20 protein-coding genes and 1 pseudogene are annotated in these 16,478 nt (G+C 67.7%); 18 read left to right on the top strand and 3 right to left on the bottom strand.

The genetic code is table 11. The features are described 5' to 3' along the window. Positions 1-60 precede the first annotated feature (60 nt). The 4 genes from ACGFNP_RS10715 (at position 61) to ACGFNP_RS10700 (ending at position 3,176) form a co-directional block, all read left to right on the top strand. Positions 61-660 (top strand): sulfite oxidase-like oxidoreductase, encoded by a 600-nt coding sequence (locus ACGFNP_RS10715; protein WP_393317096.1) that lies wholly within the window; start codon positions 61-63, stop codon positions 658-660. Next, positions 661-1,389, top strand: a complete 729-nt coding sequence (locus ACGFNP_RS10710) for a ferredoxin reductase (protein ID WP_358340993.1) — start codon at positions 661-663, stop codon at positions 1,387-1,389. A gap of 1 nt (position 1,390) precedes the next feature. Then, entirely contained in the window at positions 1,391-1,657 is a 267-nt protein-coding gene (locus ACGFNP_RS10705) for a DUF6510 family protein (RefSeq protein ID WP_393317092.1), read from the top strand. A 112-nt stretch (positions 1,658-1,769) separates the two neighbouring features. Continuing rightward, positions 1,770-3,176 (top strand): LCP family protein, encoded by a 1,407-nt coding sequence (locus tag ACGFNP_RS10700; RefSeq protein WP_358340989.1) that lies wholly within the window; start codon positions 1,770-1,772, stop codon positions 3,174-3,176. Between the two features lie 16 nt (positions 3,177-3,192). Here ACGFNP_RS10700 and ACGFNP_RS10695 read toward each other — a convergent pair whose 3' ends face one another. Continuing rightward, the gene (locus tag ACGFNP_RS10695) at positions 3,193-3,789 is read right to left on the bottom strand and encodes a TetR family transcriptional regulator (RefSeq protein ID WP_358340987.1); all 597 of its coding nucleotides are present in this window, start codon (positions 3,787-3,789) and stop codon (positions 3,193-3,195) included. Positions 3,790-3,852: 63 nt separating this feature from the next. Between ACGFNP_RS10695 and ACGFNP_RS10690 the strand changes: the two genes are divergently transcribed. Beyond that, on the top strand, positions 3,853-5,139 hold the full coding sequence (locus tag ACGFNP_RS10690) for a cytochrome P450 (protein WP_358340985.1): 1,287 nt from the start codon (positions 3,853-3,855) through the stop codon (positions 5,137-5,139). Here the strand turns inward: ACGFNP_RS10690 and ACGFNP_RS10685 are convergent. Further along, complete coding sequence (locus tag ACGFNP_RS10685) at positions 5,102-5,272, bottom strand: DUF3073 domain-containing protein (protein WP_219534937.1); 171 nt, start codon at positions 5,270-5,272, stop codon at positions 5,102-5,104. The two genes, ACGFNP_RS10690 and ACGFNP_RS10685, sit on opposite strands and share 38 nt — an antisense overlap. An 86-nt stretch (positions 5,273-5,358) precedes the next feature. Between ACGFNP_RS10685 and ACGFNP_RS10680 the strand changes: the two genes are divergently transcribed. After that, positions 5,359-5,691 (top strand): helix-turn-helix transcriptional regulator, encoded by a 333-nt coding sequence (locus tag ACGFNP_RS10680; protein WP_214635030.1) that lies wholly within the window; start codon positions 5,359-5,361, stop codon positions 5,689-5,691. Positions 5,692-5,814: 123 nt separating this feature from the next. Then, positions 5,815-7,017 (top strand): alpha/beta hydrolase family protein, encoded by a 1,203-nt coding sequence (locus ACGFNP_RS10675; protein ID WP_393317086.1) that lies wholly within the window; start codon positions 5,815-5,817, stop codon positions 7,015-7,017. Positions 7,018-7,048: 31 nt separating this feature from the next. Here the strand turns inward: ACGFNP_RS10675 and ACGFNP_RS10670 are convergent, their stop codons facing one another. Continuing rightward, the gene (locus ACGFNP_RS10670; RefSeq protein WP_393317083.1) at positions 7,049-7,627 is read right to left on the bottom strand and encodes a hypothetical protein; all 579 of its coding nucleotides are present in this window, start codon (positions 7,625-7,627) and stop codon (positions 7,049-7,051) included. Between the two features lie 76 nt (positions 7,628-7,703). Here ACGFNP_RS10670 and ACGFNP_RS10665 point away from each other — a divergent pair, with 76 nt between their 5' ends. The 11 genes and pseudogenes from ACGFNP_RS10665 (at position 7,704) to ACGFNP_RS10615 (ending at position 16,389) form a co-directional block, all read left to right on the top strand. Beyond that, positions 7,704-8,216 carry a PadR family transcriptional regulator gene (locus tag ACGFNP_RS10665; RefSeq protein ID WP_358340980.1) on the top strand — a complete coding sequence of 171 codons (513 nt, stop codon included), beginning with the start codon at positions 7,704-7,706 and terminating at the stop codon, positions 8,214-8,216. A 9-nt stretch (positions 8,217-8,225) separates the two neighbouring features. Beyond that, positions 8,226-9,104: a 1,4-dihydroxy-2-naphthoyl-CoA synthase gene (locus tag ACGFNP_RS10660; protein ID WP_393317080.1), complete on the top strand. Its 879-nt coding sequence runs from the start codon at positions 8,226-8,228 to the stop codon at positions 9,102-9,104. A gap of 112 nt (positions 9,105-9,216) precedes the next feature. Further along, the gene (locus ACGFNP_RS10655; protein ID WP_358340978.1) at positions 9,217-9,801 is read left to right on the top strand and encodes a DUF1707 domain-containing protein; all 585 of its coding nucleotides are present in this window, start codon (positions 9,217-9,219) and stop codon (positions 9,799-9,801) included. A 79-nt stretch (positions 9,802-9,880) separates the two neighbouring features. Then, the gene (locus ACGFNP_RS10650; RefSeq protein ID WP_358340976.1) at positions 9,881-10,363 is read left to right on the top strand and encodes a hypothetical protein; all 483 of its coding nucleotides are present in this window, start codon (positions 9,881-9,883) and stop codon (positions 10,361-10,363) included. Between the two features lie 140 nt (positions 10,364-10,503). Beyond that, positions 10,504-11,751 (top strand): hypothetical protein, encoded by a 1,248-nt coding sequence (locus tag ACGFNP_RS10645; RefSeq protein WP_393317076.1) that lies wholly within the window; start codon positions 10,504-10,506, stop codon positions 11,749-11,751. 85 nt (positions 11,752-11,836) lie between these two features. Continuing rightward, positions 11,837-12,229, top strand: coding sequence for a hypothetical protein (locus ACGFNP_RS10640; RefSeq protein WP_358340973.1), 393 nt, complete (start codon positions 11,837-11,839; stop codon positions 12,227-12,229). Positions 12,230-12,265: 36 nt separating this feature from the next. Further along, positions 12,266-13,105: pseudogene (locus tag ACGFNP_RS10635) on the top strand (DUF4132 domain-containing protein); the annotation flags it as partial. 290 nt (positions 13,106-13,395) lie between these two features. Beyond that, a complete protein-coding gene (locus tag ACGFNP_RS10630; RefSeq protein WP_358340971.1) occupies positions 13,396-13,581 on the top strand; it encodes a hypothetical protein in 186 nt (61 codons plus the stop codon). After that, positions 13,578-14,339, top strand: coding sequence for a hypothetical protein (locus ACGFNP_RS10625; protein WP_358340969.1), 762 nt, complete (start codon positions 13,578-13,580; stop codon positions 14,337-14,339). The genes ACGFNP_RS10630 and ACGFNP_RS10625 overlap by 4 nt, the downstream gene beginning before the upstream one ends. 196 nt (positions 14,340-14,535) lie before the next feature. Continuing rightward, positions 14,536-15,129: a hypothetical protein gene (locus ACGFNP_RS10620; RefSeq protein ID WP_393317072.1), complete on the top strand. Its 594-nt coding sequence runs from the start codon at positions 14,536-14,538 to the stop codon at positions 15,127-15,129. Between the two features lie 243 nt (positions 15,130-15,372). Next, complete coding sequence (locus ACGFNP_RS10615) at positions 15,373-16,389, top strand: MBL fold metallo-hydrolase (RefSeq protein ID WP_393317069.1); 1,017 nt, start codon at positions 15,373-15,375, stop codon at positions 16,387-16,389. Positions 16,390-16,478 lie beyond the last annotated feature (89 nt).

The following is a 16,478-nucleotide window of genomic DNA, read 5'->3' as shown; positions in this document are numbered from 1 at the left end:
GGCATAAGCAGCGCCAGGCAAGTGTGAACGTGATCTGGCGCATCCCTGAAGGGAGTGCCGGTGAGTATCATTTCGCGCGGCTTCCGAGGCCGGCGCAGGGAGGACGACGACCGGTTGCCGCCCGGCCAGTACCTGGTCGACGACTTCCCGGTGCTGTCGGCGGGACCGACGCCGCGGGTCCCGCTGGACCGGTGGGAGTTCGCCATCGACACCGAGGCCGAACAGACCCACCGATGGTCCTGGGCGGAGCTGATGGCGCTGCCGCAGGAGACACCGACGGTCGACCTCCACTGCGTCACCAAGTGGTCCAAACTGGGCACCGGCTGGCAGGGCGTCTCGCTCGACACGCTGTTCGAGAACGTCGAGACCTCCGTCGAGTACGCGCTGGTCTACTCCTACGGCGGCTACACCACGAACCTGCCCCTGGAAGACCTGCTCGACGGCAAGGCCTGGATCGTCCACCAATTCGACGGCGAGGAGCTCGAACCCCGCCACGGCGGTCCGGCCCGGCTGCTGGTCCCGCACCTGTACCTCTGGAAGTCGGCCAAATGGGTACGCGGCATCCGGCTGCTCGAAGAGGACTGGCCGGGATTCTGGGAGACCGCCGGCTACCACAACTACGGCGACCCGTGGCGCGAGCAGCGCTACGAGGGCGACTAGGTGCGCGGCCGCCTGGCCTGGCGAGCCGCCAGGCTGACCGGGCTGCGCGAGGAGACCGACAGTGCCCGCACGCTGGTCTTCCAGGTGCCGGGCTGGCCGGGACATCTGGCCGGCCAGCACGTGGACGTGCGACTGACCGCCGAGGACGGCTACAGCACCCAGCGCAGCTACTCGGTGGCCGCGCCGGCCGACGGCGACACGATCGAGCTCACCGTCGAACGGGTGCCCGACGGGGAGGTCTCGCCGTACCTCACCGAGATCATCGAACCCGGTGACCAGGTGGAGGTCCGCGGGCCGGTCGGCGGCTGGTTCGTCTGGCGGCCCGAGAGCAAGTCGCCGGTGCTGCTGGTCGGCGGCGGCTCCGGCATCGTCCCGCTGATGGCCATGATCCGCGCGCGCCGCCAGGCGGGTAGCCGGGTGCCGTTCCGGCTGCTGTACTCGCTGCGCGATCCCGGCCGCCGCTACTACGCCGAGGAGCTGCGCCGCCCCGACAACGGGCTCGACGTCGGCTACCTCTACACGCGGGCCGTCCCGGACGGCTGGCCGCGTCCGGCCGGTCGCATCATGCTGGACGACCTGGCCGAAGGCGGCTGGCCCGCCAGTTTCGAGCCGGAGTGCTACGTCTGCGGGCCGACGGGGTTCGTGGAGGCGGCGGCCGACCTGCTGCTCGCACTCGGGCACGCGCCCGAACACATCAGGACCGAACGCTTCGGCCCGACCGGAGGCTGACATGACCACCGAACACCTGGACGGCAACGCCCTGGCCGGCCCGCTCGCCGAGATCTTCGCCGTGGACATCACCGCGGCCGTCGGCCGGTGCGCGAGCTGCGGGCTGACCGGTCCCATCGCCACGCTCCGCGTCTATGGCCCCGAACCCGGGCTGGTCGCGCGCTGTCCCGGCTGCGACGAGGTCGTGCTGCGCCTGGTCCGCGGGCCCGGCGCGGCCTGGCTCGACCTGCGGGGCGCCGTGTCGCTGCGATTGGGACTGCCCGAATAACGAATCCCACCCGATCCGGCTTAGTACACTCGGCACGCCAACCGGCCGAGATCTGTACGGCGGAGGTCTTGGCCGTGGGCAGCGGCCCGCGGCCCTGTCCCATGGGAGTCACGTGAGCAACGGGCTGCTGGACGCGCCGCCATCCCCCCATGCGCCACCCCGCGGCCGCAAGCGCTGGCTGCTGTGGGTGATCGCGATCGGGGTGACGGTCGTGCTGCTGATCGCGGGCGTCACGGTAGGCGTCATCGTCAAGCTGACCGGCAACCTGAAGCACGACGACGTGACGGCCGAGGACCTCGGCGCGACCCGCCCGCCCAAGGTCGCGGGCACCGCGATGAACGTGCTGATCGTCGGCTCCGACCAGCGCGACGGCAAGAACGCCAAGTACGGCCACCACGTCGCGGGCGAGCGCACCGACACGATCATGCTCGCGCACGTCTCGTCGAAGCGGGACAACGCGATGGTCGTCAGCTTCCCGCGCGACTCGCTGGTGCAGCTCCCCGCCTGCCGCGCCAAGGCGGGCCTGACCGGCCAGCAGCCGCATCTGGGCATGATCAACGAGTCGTTCAACTCCGGCGGCATCGCCTGCACCTGGAAGACGATCGAGACGCTCACCGGCATCCATATCGACCACTTCGTCAAGGTCGACTTCACCGGCTTCAAGAGCATGGTCGACGCGGTGGGCGGCGTGGAGATCTGCCTGCCCGAGGCGGTCGACGACAAGAAGGCGCTGCTCAAGCTGGCCGCCGGGCGGCAGACGGTCAACGGCGAGCAGGCGCTCGGCTACGTACGTGCCCGTTACAGCCTGGGCGACGGCTCCGACATCGGGCGTATCCAGCGTCAGCAGATGTTCATCGCGTCGATGGTGAAGAAGGTCATGAGCGGAGAGACGCTCACCAACCCAGCCAAGCTCTACGGATTCCTCGACGCCGGCACCAAGGCCGTCACCACCGACCCCGGCCTGACGACCGGCGTCATGAAGGACCTGGCGGTCAGCCTGCAGGGCCTCAACGCGGGACAGATCCGCTTCATCACCACGCCGTGGCACTACTCCCTCACCCAGCCGGGGCGGGTGGAGTGGGTCCAGCCGCAGGCCGGGAAGCTGTTCCAGATCGTGTCCAAGGACGAGAGCGTGCAGGGCGTCAAGGGCGGGCAGACCAAGGTGTCCAGGTCCAAGATGCAGATCGAGCTGCGCAACGGCACCTATCGCACCGGTCTCGGCACGCAGGTGGCCGCCGCGCTGGAGCAGCGTGGCTATCACATCACCAAGATCGGCGACACGCCCCGCAAGCCGCAGGCGAACACGACCGTCTTCTACGGACCGAACGGCGAGACGGGCGTCCCGACCCTGACGAAAGACCTGCTCGTCTCCAAGACGAAGCTGGTCGCGGCGGCGCAGACCAGCCGGTTGGTGCTGGTGCTCGGCAACGACTGGAAGGGCACCAAGCCCCTCGCCACCAACGACACCGAGTCGCTGAAGGGCTTCGACGCGACCCACGACACGTGCGCGGCCTCCTGATCAGGCGATCTCCTGATCAGGCGATGAAGGCCGACAGCGCGGCCAGCGCCTCCACCACCTGGTGGGCGTCCGGGGTGCTCTCCGGGTCCAGCAGCCATTGGATCATCAGGCCGTCCGAGATCGCGATCAGCACCGAGATCAGGGCCTCCGGGGCGAACGGCAGCTGCACCCCCAGCTCCGCCGCCGCCCTGTTGATCATGTCGATGCCGGCCTGCCTGGCCCTGGCGTAGACGGCGGCCAGTTTCTCTCTCAGCAGGTCCTCGCGCAGGGCGGGCGGGTAGGCCTCCACGGCCAGGACCAGTTGCGGGCGCATTTCGGCGAAAACGTCGACCAGGGCCACCATGGCGCGTTCGAGCATCTCCCTCGGGCCGGCCAGCGGGCCGCCGAAGACCGCCTCCTCCACGTGCACGATCCAGGCGTCGTAGGCGCTCACGATCGCCTCGTTGAGCAGCGCGTCCTTGCCGCCGAAGTGGTAGCCGATGGAGGCCAGGTTGGTGCCCGACGCGGCGACCAGGTCGCGGGCGGTCGTCCGGGCGTAGCCCTTCTCCTGCAGGCAGGCGACGGCCGCCGCCAGGAGTCTCTCCCGGTATCCACTGAGCTCTGTTCTCGACACGCGTCTTATGCTACTGATATATACGAGCGTATATGACGTACGTATATATACGGAGGTAGAGAGATGCTCCCCCCTGGACCGAAACTCCCCGCGCTGCTCCAGACCGCCTGGCTTCTGACCGACCCGGTAGGCGCGTTCGAGAAGTGCCGCCGCAGGTACGGGCCGATCTTCACACTGCGCTTCTTCGGCTTCCCGCCCGAGGTCTACGTCACCACCCCCGAGCTGGCCGAAAAGGTCTACCAGCTCGACCAGGGCGGCGGCCGGGCCGGCCGGGTCCGGCGCGACTTCCTCGAGCCGATGGTCGGCGCGCACTCGCTGCTCACCCTGGACGACGATCCGTGGTGGCGGCACCGGCGGCTGCTCACCCCGCCGCTGCGCGCCAAGCAGATCGCCGGGTACGAGGGCGAGATCGCCGCCATCGCCGCCGAGAAGATCGCGACCTGGCCGCTCGGCACGCCGTTCGGGCTGCGCGACCGCATGCAGGAGATCACGCTGGAGGTCATCATCCGGCTGATCTTCGGCATCCGCGACGCCCAGCGGCTCGACCGGCTGCGCGTGCTGCTCCCGAAGCTGATCGAGGTCGGCGGCTCGGCGTCCCTGATGCTGCTGCCGCCACGGCTGCGCGAGGCCACGCGGCGCCTGCCGTTCGCGCCGTACGGGCGGTTCCTGCGGTTACGCGCGGCGGTCGACGAGATCCTGTTCGACGAGATCGGCCGGCGACGCGCCGAACCGGGCGGCACCGACGTGCTGGGCAGGCTGCTGGAGACCGAGCTCGGCGACCAGGAGGTGCGCGACGAGCTGATCACCCTGCTCATCGCCGGCCACGAGACGACGGCCACCGGGCTGGCGTGGGCGTTCGAACGACTGCTCCGCACCCCGGACATCCTCGACCGGCTGCCGCACGACGAGGAGTATCTCGACGCCGTGGTCAAGGAGGCACTGCGCGTCAGGCCGGTCGTCTTCGAGGCGCCCCGGCTGGTCGACGCCCCGCTCCGGCTGGGCGACTATGAGGTGCCCGCCGGATGGTACGCGGCACCGCTCATCGCGCTCATCCACCAGGACCCGTCGGTCTGGCCCTCACCAGAGGAGTTCAGGCCTGAACGCTTCCTGGACGGCGCGGACGCCCACGGCAAGGCGTGGATGCCCTTCGGCGGCGGCCGACGCTTCTGCGTCGGGGCCCAGCTAGCCCTCCTGGAGATGCGTGTCATCCTCCGAGAGGTGCTGAACCGCCTGGAGCTCTCCGCACCAGATCCGGCGCCGGAGGCCAGGCGGCTCAAGCTCGTCACCCTTGCCCCTGCGAAGCTGACACGCGTCAGCGCGCGTGCTCGGACTCCTGCTCGGACGCCGTAGTCGGGTGCATCTCGTCATGCGGCGAGTCGGCGCCCAGCTCCTCGCGGAGCCGGTCGTAGTCGATGTTGTGATTGGTGTACTTAAGCTGGCGAGCGACCTTCGTCTGCTTCGCCTTGGCTCTTCCTCGGCCCATGGCTACTCCCTAGTCCCCGCTGTCATCCTAGCCAACAACGTTACGACTTGAAGAATTATGCAAGTGCGCTGGATTAGTCTGGCAGTATGCACGTGGAGGTCAACCAGGCCAAGGCCGATTTCTTCCGAACACTCGGCCACCCCGCTCGCATCAGAGTGTTGGAGCTACTTCAGGAGGGCCCGCTTCCCGTCCGGGAACTCCTGGCCCAGATCGACATCGAGCCGTCCAGCCTCTCACAGCAGCTGGCGGTGCTGCGAAGAGCCGGGATCGTGAGCGCGATCCGCGAGGGAAGCACCGTCGTCTACACGCTGGCCACTCCCGAGCTTGCCGACCTGCTCGGGGCCGCGCGCCGCATCCTCACCGACATGCTCGCCGACCAGGGCGAACTCCTCGCGGAACTACGCGCCGAGGTCCCCTGACCGAGGGGCGGCCGACCAGGCGTCTGGGAGCTCCGACGATGCCGTCAATCCGACGAAAGTAAGAGCACGAGCTGGTCTTTCGGCAGTGTCGGGCGCCTCAGGACCCTTCCTACGCTGCTGCTCATGATCCGCACTCGCCGCAGCGCCGCGGCCGTCCTCCTCACTCTGACCCTGCCCCTGTCGGCCGCGACGGCCGCCTCGATGTCGTTCCCGGCCGTCGCGGCCTCCTCTGCGGGCCGTTCCGAGGTGCGCCTCGCGATCCCTCGCCCCACCGGTCAGTACGGCGTCGGGCGCGACACCCTGCATCTCGTCGACGGCGAGCGCCGAGACCCGTGGGTGCCGGCAGCGGGCGCGCGTGAGCTGATGGTGTCCGTGTACTACCCGGCCGGCACCAGCGGGGGTGCTGCTCCGTACATGACCATGGACGAGGCCCGGCTCCTTCTCAAGGGGCAGAAGCTCGACACCCTCGTCAAAGCCGAACTGCTCGCCGGCACGCGCACGAACGCACGCGTCGGCGCCCGCCCCGTCGGCGGCAGGCACCCCTTGGTGGTGCTCTCCCCGGGCTTCACCCTCAACCGCGCCACCCTGACCACGCTCGCCGAGGAGCTCGCCTCCCAGGGCTACGTCGTCGCACTCGTCGATCATGCCTACGAGTCGTACGGCACCACTTTCCCAGGTGGCCGCACCCTGACCTGCGTCGCATGCGAGACGGTGGAGAAGGCTCCCTCCGATGGGGAGGAGAAGGAGCTGCTGGGCAAGGCCGCCGTCGGCCGGGCAGCCGATATCTCCTTCGTCATCGACCAACTGACCCGCACCGGCGGACACGCGCCCGTCTGGAAGCGCTGGAAGATGATCGATCCGCAGCGGATCGGCGCCGCCGGTCACTCGCTCGGCGGCAATGCCGCGGCGAGCGTCATGGCAACGGACCGCCGGGTGCGCGCCGGGGTGAACATGGACGGTACGTTCTTCGCGCCGGTTCCGGACGCCGGCCTCGGCAAACGGCCATTCCTCATGCTCGGCACCAAGGCCCAGCACTCGCCCGACTCCACCGACACGAGCTGGCCGCGAGACTGGCGACGTCTGGACGGCTGGAAGCGGTGGCTGACAGTGGCCGACTCCGGCCACTTCACCTTCATCGACCTGCCCATTCTGGGCGGGCAGGCAGGGATCACCGACCCCACCGCACCGCTCTCCGGAAAGCGGTCGGGCGAGATCACCACGGCGTACGTCGGCGCCTTCTTCGACCAGCACCTCCGTGGCGAACACCAGCAGCTGCTGGACGGCCCGTCCACCACCAACCCCGAAGTCCTTTTCCAGAACCCCTAGGAACCGCGTTGAGGCCATCGCCCGCCAGCGGCTACTTGTCGGAGGCGGCGCCGGCCTCGCGGTGGGCGCGAGCCCTGACGACCTTGGGGTAGCGGGCGGTGAAGACGGCCGGGACGACGAACGAGAGCGCCTTGATGGCGATGACCACGGAGGTCGCGTGCGGCGCGGCGGCCAGCACGAAGGTCAGCGAGACGGCGGCGACGGTGAACGCGATCGCCCAGGCGGTGGTGATCACCACGTTGACCCGGTAGAAGACCGGGGTCTCCCAGACCTCCTTGGGCGCCATGGTCCGCGCGATGCCGAGCGTGAACGGCTTGCGGATGGCCAGCGAGCCCCAGGCGGTGCCCGCGAGCCAGACATTGACCAGCGCCGGGCCATACGGAGTAAGGACCGAATGCGGATCGACCAGCGACAGGACCGTGAGGCAGGCGAAGAACACCGCGGCGCTCGACTCGATCACCATCTCGTCCCAGGCCCGCCCCGACCGGCGATCCACGAGGACGAGGACCAGCGCGATGACGAGACCGGTGATGGCGCCCCAGCGCCACTCGTCGCTGGTGGCGATGATCGCATAGAGGATCCAGGGGGAGAATCCCAGCAAGCCGCGCATCTAGAGCTCCTCGTGACATTCCTATGTAGACATGTCGAAAGTAGAACCTGCGACGTCGATATGTCAATATAGGAACATGAGTCTTCGACACGCCGTGCTCGGCCTGCTCTCCGAGGGACCGGCGAGCGGCTATGACCTGATGAAGATATTTGACGTCTCCCTCGCGAACGTCTGGCCGGCCACGCAGAGTCAGCTCTACGCCGAGCTCGGCAAGCTGGCCGACGCCGGTTTGGTGAGCGTGTCAGCCGAGGGACCGCGTGGCCGCAAGGAGTATGCGATCACCGACGCGGGCCTGGCCGAGCTACGTCATTGGATCACCGAGGTGGAGCCGGTCAGGGCCGCGCGCAGCGACATGCTCCTGCGGGTGTTCTTCCTGGCCCAGGTGGATCCGCAGCAGGCCAAGGAGTACCTGCGACAGCAGGCCGAAATCATGACCAAGCAACTGGAACATATCGAGAGCATCCGGGGCTTCGTGGAGAGCGGGAAGGACAACTTGTCGGTGTACGGGAGGATCGCGCTGGAGTACGGGCTGCGCCTGGCCACCACGCAGCGCCAGTGGGCCGAATGGGCGGAAGAGCAGATCCGTTAAGCTCGCCCCATGGTCTCCGAACTGTTCGACCCGAAGGCGTGGCAGGTGGTCGAGGGATTCGACTTCACCGACATCACTTATCACCGGGCGGTCGACCAGGGCACCGTGCGGATCGCCTTCAACCGCCCAGAGGTGCGCAACGCGTTCCGGCCGCAGACGGTCGACGAGCTCTATCGAGCGCTCGACCACGCCAGGCAGACCACGGACGTGGGGTGCGTGCTGCTCACCGGCAACGGCCCCTCGCCCAAGGACGGCGGCTGGGCCTTCTGCTCGGGCGGCGACCAGCGGATCAGGGGCAAGGACGGCTACCAGTACGCCGACGGCTCGGCGTCCACCGGCCGGCTGCACATCCTGGAGGTGCAGCGGCTGATCCGCTTCATGCCCAAGATCGTCATCTGCGTGGTGCCGGGCTGGGCCGCAGGCGGTGGGCACAGCCTGCACGTCGTGTCGGACCTCACGCTGGCCAGCGAGGAGCACGCCCGCTTCAAGCAGACGGACGCCGACGTGGCCAGCTTCGACGGCGGCTTCGGGTCGGCGTACCTGGCCCGGCAGGTCGGGCAGAAGTTCGCCCGCGAGATCTTCTTCCTCGGCGACACCTACTCCGCCGCCGACGCGCATCGGATGGGAATGGTGAACGCCATCGTCCCCCATGCCGCGCTGGAGGAGACGGCGCTGGAGTGGGGCCGCAAGATCAATGGCAAGTCGCCTACGGCTCAGCGGATGTTGAAATATGCCTTCAACATGATCGATGACGGGCTGGTTGGGCAGCAGGTGTTCGCGGGCGAGGCGACGCGGTTGGCGTACATGACGGACGAGGCCGCAGAGGGGCGCGACTCGTTCCTGGAAAAGCGCTCTCCCGACTGGTCGCCGTTCCCCTGGCACTACTGATCCGCTTGCCGCCGCCCTGAGGACGGCGGCACACCACCCGCAACGTGAAACCTTGTCGTTATTCACCGGCCGATGGCGCCGAATTCCGTCCTCCGTTATTTAGAGTTGCGGCGTGAGCGGAGATTTAGTCCCGCAGCCGCCAGAGTCGCGGATGTCCGACGCGGATCGCGAACGAGTCGCGATCAGGCTGCGTACGGCGGTCAGCGAGGGGCGGCTGACGATGGAGGAGTTCGAGCAGCGGTTGAGCGGGGTGCTCGGCGCCCGGACGTTCGGCGAGGCTGAGCCGTTCGTCGCCGACCTGCCGGGGAGCCGGGTGGCGGCACCGGCACCGGAGAGCGGCGAACTGCGCTCCACAGCGGCTGCTCTCAAACGGCGCGGCCAGTGGGTCGTGCCCCGGCTGCTGCGGGTGTCGGCCAAGGCCGGGGCGGTGAAGCTGGATTTCACCGATGCCGTCATGGCCCATCAGGTCGTGGAGATCGAGCTGGACGTGTGGGCGGGCTCCACCACGCTCATACTCCCGCCCGGCGCCTCCGTGGACATCGACAACGTCGAGCTGATCGCGAGCCCCTCCAAGGTGCGGGGTGTGACGAGCTCGCCGTTCCCCGGGGACGGGCGACATTTCGTGGTCCACGGCAAACAGCGGGCCGGTCGGCTGCTCGTCCGGCACCAGCACCGCTTCTGGTTCTGGCGGTGGTGAGCCTCGTACAGAGCGCTGGTCGTTTGAGGGACCGCCCTGATTAAAGTAGCCGTCAAGGGTTCCCCCCTATGGTGCTTCCGTGATCACGCCTTCTTACAGCAGGTCGACGCGGCTGTGCGCGGTCGACGACCTTGACGTACGGCTGCGGGTGCTCCTCGACGGCTACGCGGAGCAGCACCACCTCGGGGATCTGCGTGAGTCGGCGCGGATCTGCTGCGAGACCCACAGCGTTCCGCTTCAGCAGTCGCGGCGCGGGCTTTTCCGCAGGCTGGCACCTGCGCCGAAGACGGTGGAGAACCGAGCCGCCGCGGTGGTCACGGACACGTTCGTGGTGATCGCGCTGGTCCGGATGGACGGCGAGTCGGTACGGCTCGGCGCGCGCTTGGCCGATGCTGTCCTGGACGGTCCGAAACCCCAGGTGGCAGGCATGTTCGTGCACGCGCGTTGGCTGGGGCACGGCGAGGCCAGCTCGTACCTGCTGCCTCTGGACTCCGGCTCGGACGGGCAGGCATTCCTCGCCCGTCTCCGTGGCCTCACCGCCGCCGCCCGCACGCGGCCTTGAGCTCGCCCGCGGTCGGCCACCGCTACGAGACCGTGCGACCCCCAGGCGGAGTCGTTCACCTCCTTTACCGCCCGTCTCAACCCAATCGTGACCAAGGACTGCAATTCTGATACGTCCTTTGACTCGGCCTTGGGATGGGGATGAGACAGTTGCCGGCATCGAGGGTGTGGCGCCGCTTCGTCAGGCACGCGTCCGCTCTCTGGCTCGTCGGCGCGGTGATCGCGTTAGCCCTGCCGGCTCCCGCCCAAGCCCTGGCCGACAAGACCCTCACCCTGGCCTACACGTGTACAGGCGGCCCGTTCACCGACACATCGCTCAGCGTGCCGCTCACCATGCCCGATACGGCGACTGGCACGTTCGACGTCAAGTGGCGGATTCCCGCCCTTACTCTGCGCACGCCGCCGACCACCACCACTCAGGTCCACGTCGCCGGGAAACTCACGGTGACTGGCGGGACGCACACGGATCTCGAGAAGACCGGGGCGAGCGTCACCTCCGGATCCACGTCCGTACTGGCCGGACAGGTGACGAGCACGGTGTCGGTAACCGCCACCACGGGTGACGAGGTGACGGTCAAGGGAGCCACCGATCAGGGCAGCCTGAAGCTGAGCCTGGCCAGCGCGCCGTCGGACGTGACCACGTGCACCACGACCAGCACGACCAGCGTGGTGGTCACGGTCGGGCAAGCCACCGGGTCCGGGACCGGCGACGTGGTCACCTACTCGTGCAGGACCGGCACGGAAGCCAGCCCCCAGACCGTCAAGATCCGCGTCACGCTCACGATGCCGACGAGCACCCCCAAGGCCGGCGAACAGTTCTCCATCGGCTGGTCGGGCACTTATGAGACAGGTTCCGAACTCGAGGCCCCGTCGACCGGGCTTCCTCCCGGCAGCAAGCTGTACGCGTACGCCTCGATCTCCGGCCTTTCCCAACTGACCTCCGCAGACGGAGTCGGCGAGCTGGGAACCGCCACCGCGAGCGACCCCATCACGCTGCCCACCAGCGTCGATATGAAGACGAAGTCCAAGAATTCCGGCTCGGCGACGGTGAAGCCGGCGGCCATCAAGATCGGCACCTCACCGAGCGTCTCCGTCATCGAGTGCGAGGTCCAGAACGCCTCCGCCCTGAAGACGTACCCCCTCACCATCGGCACCGGCAGCAAAACTTCCTCCACGCCCGATCCCGAAGAGACCCCGACCACAACTCCCAAGTCATCGGCCAAGCCCTCCTCCAAGACCTCGAAAACCCCGAAGGCAGGAGCCGACACGGGCGCGGGCGGCGACGCCGGCCCGGACGGCCGCATGTTCGTGCTGACGGGCACCGCCCTGATCGCAGCGGCCGGCATCGGCGGCCTGCTCATGCGCCGCCGCTCTGTGGTCAAGCCCTGAGCCAGGGACCGTGATCGCGATTCTGTCGGCCACCGCTGTTATGAATGACGCCATTATCTGATCTTCGTCCGGAGGCAGGGTTTCAATGGCGTTGGTGACGTTTCGCGATGAGACGGCGACAGGACGGGCGTTAGAGGAGTTCTCCTTGCCGGACCTGCCTGAGCGGATCTCGGCCCGGGAGCTGGTACGGCTGCGTGTACGCGAGGAGGTGGCCCGCTACAACGCTGCCCCCTCCCGCCAGTTTCGCGGCCTGGTCAAGCCCAGCGATGCCGAGGCCGAGCTGAACGGCTACCGGATGCCAACCGCGCGCAAGCTGAACTGGGAGCGTCAGGCCGACGCCGCCGAGGCCGCCTTCGCCCGCAACGGCTTCCTGTTGCTGGTCGGCGACCGCCAGATCGAGGACCTGGACACCGAGATCGACCTGATCGCCGACCCCGTCGTCTCCTTCGTCAAACTCGTCCCGCTGGTCGGCGGCTGACGTGGGCGTTCTCGACGGCCTCCCGCCCACACGGCAGACGAGGTTCGGGCTTGGCGTGACCACCTGATGGCGATCGGTCTGCGCCAGCCGTACAAGCAGGCATTCCGCGAGCTCTACCTGCTCACGCCCGCCGAGGAGGAGACGCGCGACCACTCGCGCCGTTTCTCCAACCACCTGCTCCGGTACGGCCAGGCCAAGGCGCTGCTCACCAGCCGCGGCTGGACCGGCATGACCCTGGGCCACTGGGACGGCGCGGGAGGATCCGGATGGTGCACCGCCACCAAGGAGCTGCCCGGCGGCCTGACCGCCGCCTGGGACTTCCACCTGGACGAGCACTCCTACGAACGAGACGGCTACGGCACCGCCTCCATCTGCGTCAGCGGCGATCTCCGCTTCACGTCCGAGGGCGAGACGGTCCTGCTGGCCGAGGTGCCCCCGCTCATTCTGTCGGAAGCGCTGCGCGACGCCGACCTGGCCGTCGGCGTCACCTCCACCGGGCTGGACCCCAACGGAACCGGCGACTACTGGCAGTCCTACAGCTTCGGCGATCTGACCGAGTCCGCCCAAGTCCGCCGGGACGCCCTGACCCGGCTGCTGCCCCGCCTGACCATCGCCGACCGCTGCACGCTGGACGAGCGGTTCCTGCGTGTCCGCGGCGACCTGCGCACATACCGGATCCACCTCGGCTCGGGCAACATCCTCATGGAACCCAACGGCGCCTATCTGTGCATCGTCCCCCGCGGCTCCGGTGACCAGGTCTTCCTGCCCTTCGAGGAAGATGGCGGCATGCTGTCGATCATCCTGTCCAAGGCCTTCCTCCTGGCTGCCGACACCACCGTCACCGACCCATCCATCACCCGCCAGATCCGACCCTGAGGTCGTCCGTGCCGTCGCCGAGCCCCACGCCTCGATCAAGACCTCCTCCAAAACCTCCAAATCTCCGAAGGCAGGAGCCGAACGGGCGCAGGCGGCAAGGCCGGTCCGGACGCCGCGCAGTGGCTGAGGATCTCAAGCCGTACGACGTTTGGGGTCGGTGTCTCGTTTCTCATGCGGGTACAAGTACCATTGGGTACCGGAGGAATATCATGGCTGCATCGAATGTCGCACCGCTCAAAGTCGATTCTGAGACCGACCAACTGATCTCGCATGGAGCGCATTTCCTTCACGTGACCAAGAAGGAGTTCGTCGCGCAGGCTGTACGGGTCTACCTCCAGGTCCGCCAGGCGGAGTTGCACGCGGCCATGCAGGAGGCGATGGCTCAACTGGACGGGACACACGCGGCGCGGGTCGCACTCGTCGCCGGGCTGACCGAGGAGCAGATCGAGGAGCTAGGAGGGGTGTCCGAGGGATGAAGCCGACTCGTCCGACCATCCGCTGCCTGCGCGAAGACCTCGGCTTCACCAAACTCCCGCCCGCACGGGTGGCACTGAACGAACTGGAGCATCCCTTGCTCCGTAAGGCCTCCGCACAGTTCTCCGGAGAGGGGCCGAGGGAACGGATCGCTTCGGTCGACGACAACGTCCTGTTCAAGGTCAAGATTCAACGATGGCGAGGAGCAGTGTGGGCCGACAGCCGCTGTCCTTGGCTGGTAGGGGCAGGCAGGCGGGAAGACGGCAGCCCGGACGACTTCTATGCGGCCCTCGCCGAGCGAGGACGACACGCTCGCAAGCTCTATAACAGCGGCAACTCTCCTGCGCTGACGACCGACACTCACACCGACGGCTTGCTGCCCAGTCCCCTCGACGAGGCGCGCCTACGACTCGAAGACGTCGAGCGCCAAATGCTTCGAATGGAGAGCTGCGTTCGCAGGCTGGTCGTCAACTCGCTGCTCAACGGGCGCGAGGAGCGCGAGGAGCTCAGCGGCTACACACTCGCCGTTCTCGTACGTGCTCGGGAAGACCACGAGACTTATGTAGGCATCCGCATCATCGGTAGCGTCACCATCGCCGAGCAGGCAGCTGTCCTGGACGCCGTACCCGGGTGCGAACGTGACAGCTGGTATCCCGACGTCATGCCGCACCGCGAAATCGATGCAGGTGAGGTGATCTGGTCCAACCTCATGGATCCGCACGCGGCCGCTTCGCTTCTGGCCGATGGCGGACTGGGCTAGGGTTCCCAACCGACCCCACCGCAACAGCTCTCCTGGTCAGAGAATCGGCGCGACGGGTGAGAGGATCAGCCACGAGCCGAATCCCGGCGGCGAACAGCCTCTGAAATCGCAGCTCCCGATACCTCTCGTGGATTTCTGCACGGAAGATACGCACAAGCCCAGCGGAATCACCACAAGCGATAGTTACGATCACGCGGTGGACACAACGAGCGATCTTCCTGACGCGCGTCGTCGGCGCGCTCCCATGGATGTCAGCGACAGGGCATGGGGGACGGTCGCCGTTTTGCTGGGACTCGTGATGCTTTATGCGACGAGCGCTCCCGGGGGGCACTTCACGTGGCTCATGCTCGCCGGCGTCTGCTGGCTGCTCTTCGGCCTCGGCTGGCTGGTCGTGCTTGGTGGCGTCCTTGTCAGGCGGGGGAGACTCGTCACATTACGCCGTCACTGGCCGTTCTGGGCTGTACCGCCCCTGATCGTGGCACTGGTCGGCTCACTCGTCTACGTCGGTGCGCCGGTCAGGATGCGGTTCGAGTTGTCGCGCCCCGCCCTCGACAACTTCGCGAAGACGGTGTCAGAGGGGACACCGCCCGGGAAGCGAAACTGGATCGGCCTGTATCCCGTCGAGTACCTTGACGGATCCCGCAACGCCTTTGGTTTCATGATCGACGACACGGGCTTCCTCACCAGCTACGGCTTCGCCTGGAGTCCGAACAGTGAGCCGGATATCGACGGGCCTGGCTACTACCGCCATTTCGACGGACCCTGGTACATCTGGGAGATCAGTGACTAACAGGCGGTCCGGCCATCTCGGGCGCCAGGGCCAGGAGCCGGTCAGAGAGGCTCCCGCCGTAGTACATGATCTCCACCGCCCCGCGATGCCTGATCAGCTTCAATATCTACTTCCTAATCAGTGGACTATGTATATCAATATTGGACGAAAGGAGATCGGTTCTGGTCTGCTAAGCGGTCATTGACGTCCATCGAGGTCGTGATCGCGTTCAGGTCTCTGGCCCGTGAAAGCAGGTGTTAGACCATGTCCTTAGGGCAGTTCAGCCCGTCCCGCCGTGCGTTGCTGGCCGCCGCGGCCCTCCTGCCGCTGGCGGGAGGCGAGGCCGAAGCATCGGCCGCCGCCCCCAAGAGCGCCCAGTCCTACTACGACCGCGCGGCCAGGCTGGCCGGCGACGACCCGGTCCTGCGGGCCCTTGTCAAAGCGCTCACGCCGGGCCTCTCGATGCCGACCGTGAAGCCCCTCCTGCCACTGAGGACCTTCGACGACGTCGCGGTGCTGGGCACCAGCTTCGTCCAGGCCACGGCCCTGCTCACCTCCCAGGGCATCATCCTCATCGACGCGCTGGGATCACCGGATGACGCCGAAAAGATCATCGTTCCTGGGCTGCGTTCTGTGGGAGCGGATCCAGCGAAGATCAAGTACGTGGTGGTCGCCCACGGCCACAGCGATCATTTCGGCGGCGCCCAGTTCCTCGCCGACCAGTACGGCGCCCGAGTCATGATGAGCCGAGCCGACTGGAACCTCGTCGCCGCCGAACGCCCGGCCAATGCGCCCAAGCGAGATCTGGAGATCTCCGACGGACAGCGGCTCACCCTTGGCGAAACCACAGTCGCGTTCCACCACACGCCCGGGCACACGCCGGGCACCGTCTCGCCGATCTTCCCGGTGCGCTGGAAGGGGCTACGGCACACCGCGATGCTGTGGGGCGGGACCGCCCCGCCCGCCGCGACCGCGGACAAGCGCACCACTCTCTCCTCCGCGCTCGCCTTCGCCTCCAGGATGAGGCAGGCAGGGGTGGACATCGAGCTGAACAATCACGGGGGCGTCGACAACGGCCTGGCGCGCATCGAGGAGTTGCGCGCCGGGTCGTCGGGAGCGGGGAATCCGTTCGTCATCGGCCGTTCCAGGACGCAGCGCTTCATGAAGGTCATGGAGATCATGCTGCGCGGCCGCATCGTCCAAGACCAAGAGGCGAACGCCGGCACGCCTTCAGGCGCCGCGGCCGCCTCACCGGGACGATCGACCCCCGTCTGCTGCTGATAGACGCCCGGGAGCCTGGGAACGTCGGCGGCCGGCAGGGCACGCGGATCGGATGGTGGGCCGCCACGTACTGGACGGCAGGCTGCTGC

Origin of the sequence: Nonomuraea sp. NPDC049269, assembly GCF_043197155.1 — a bacterium.
In the GTDB taxonomy this organism is placed as follows: Bacteria; Actinomycetota; Actinomycetes; order Streptosporangiales; family Streptosporangiaceae; genus Nonomuraea.
The sequence above is the reverse complement of the archived record's forward strand: the minus strand, read 5'-3'. Positions and strand labels throughout refer to the sequence as shown.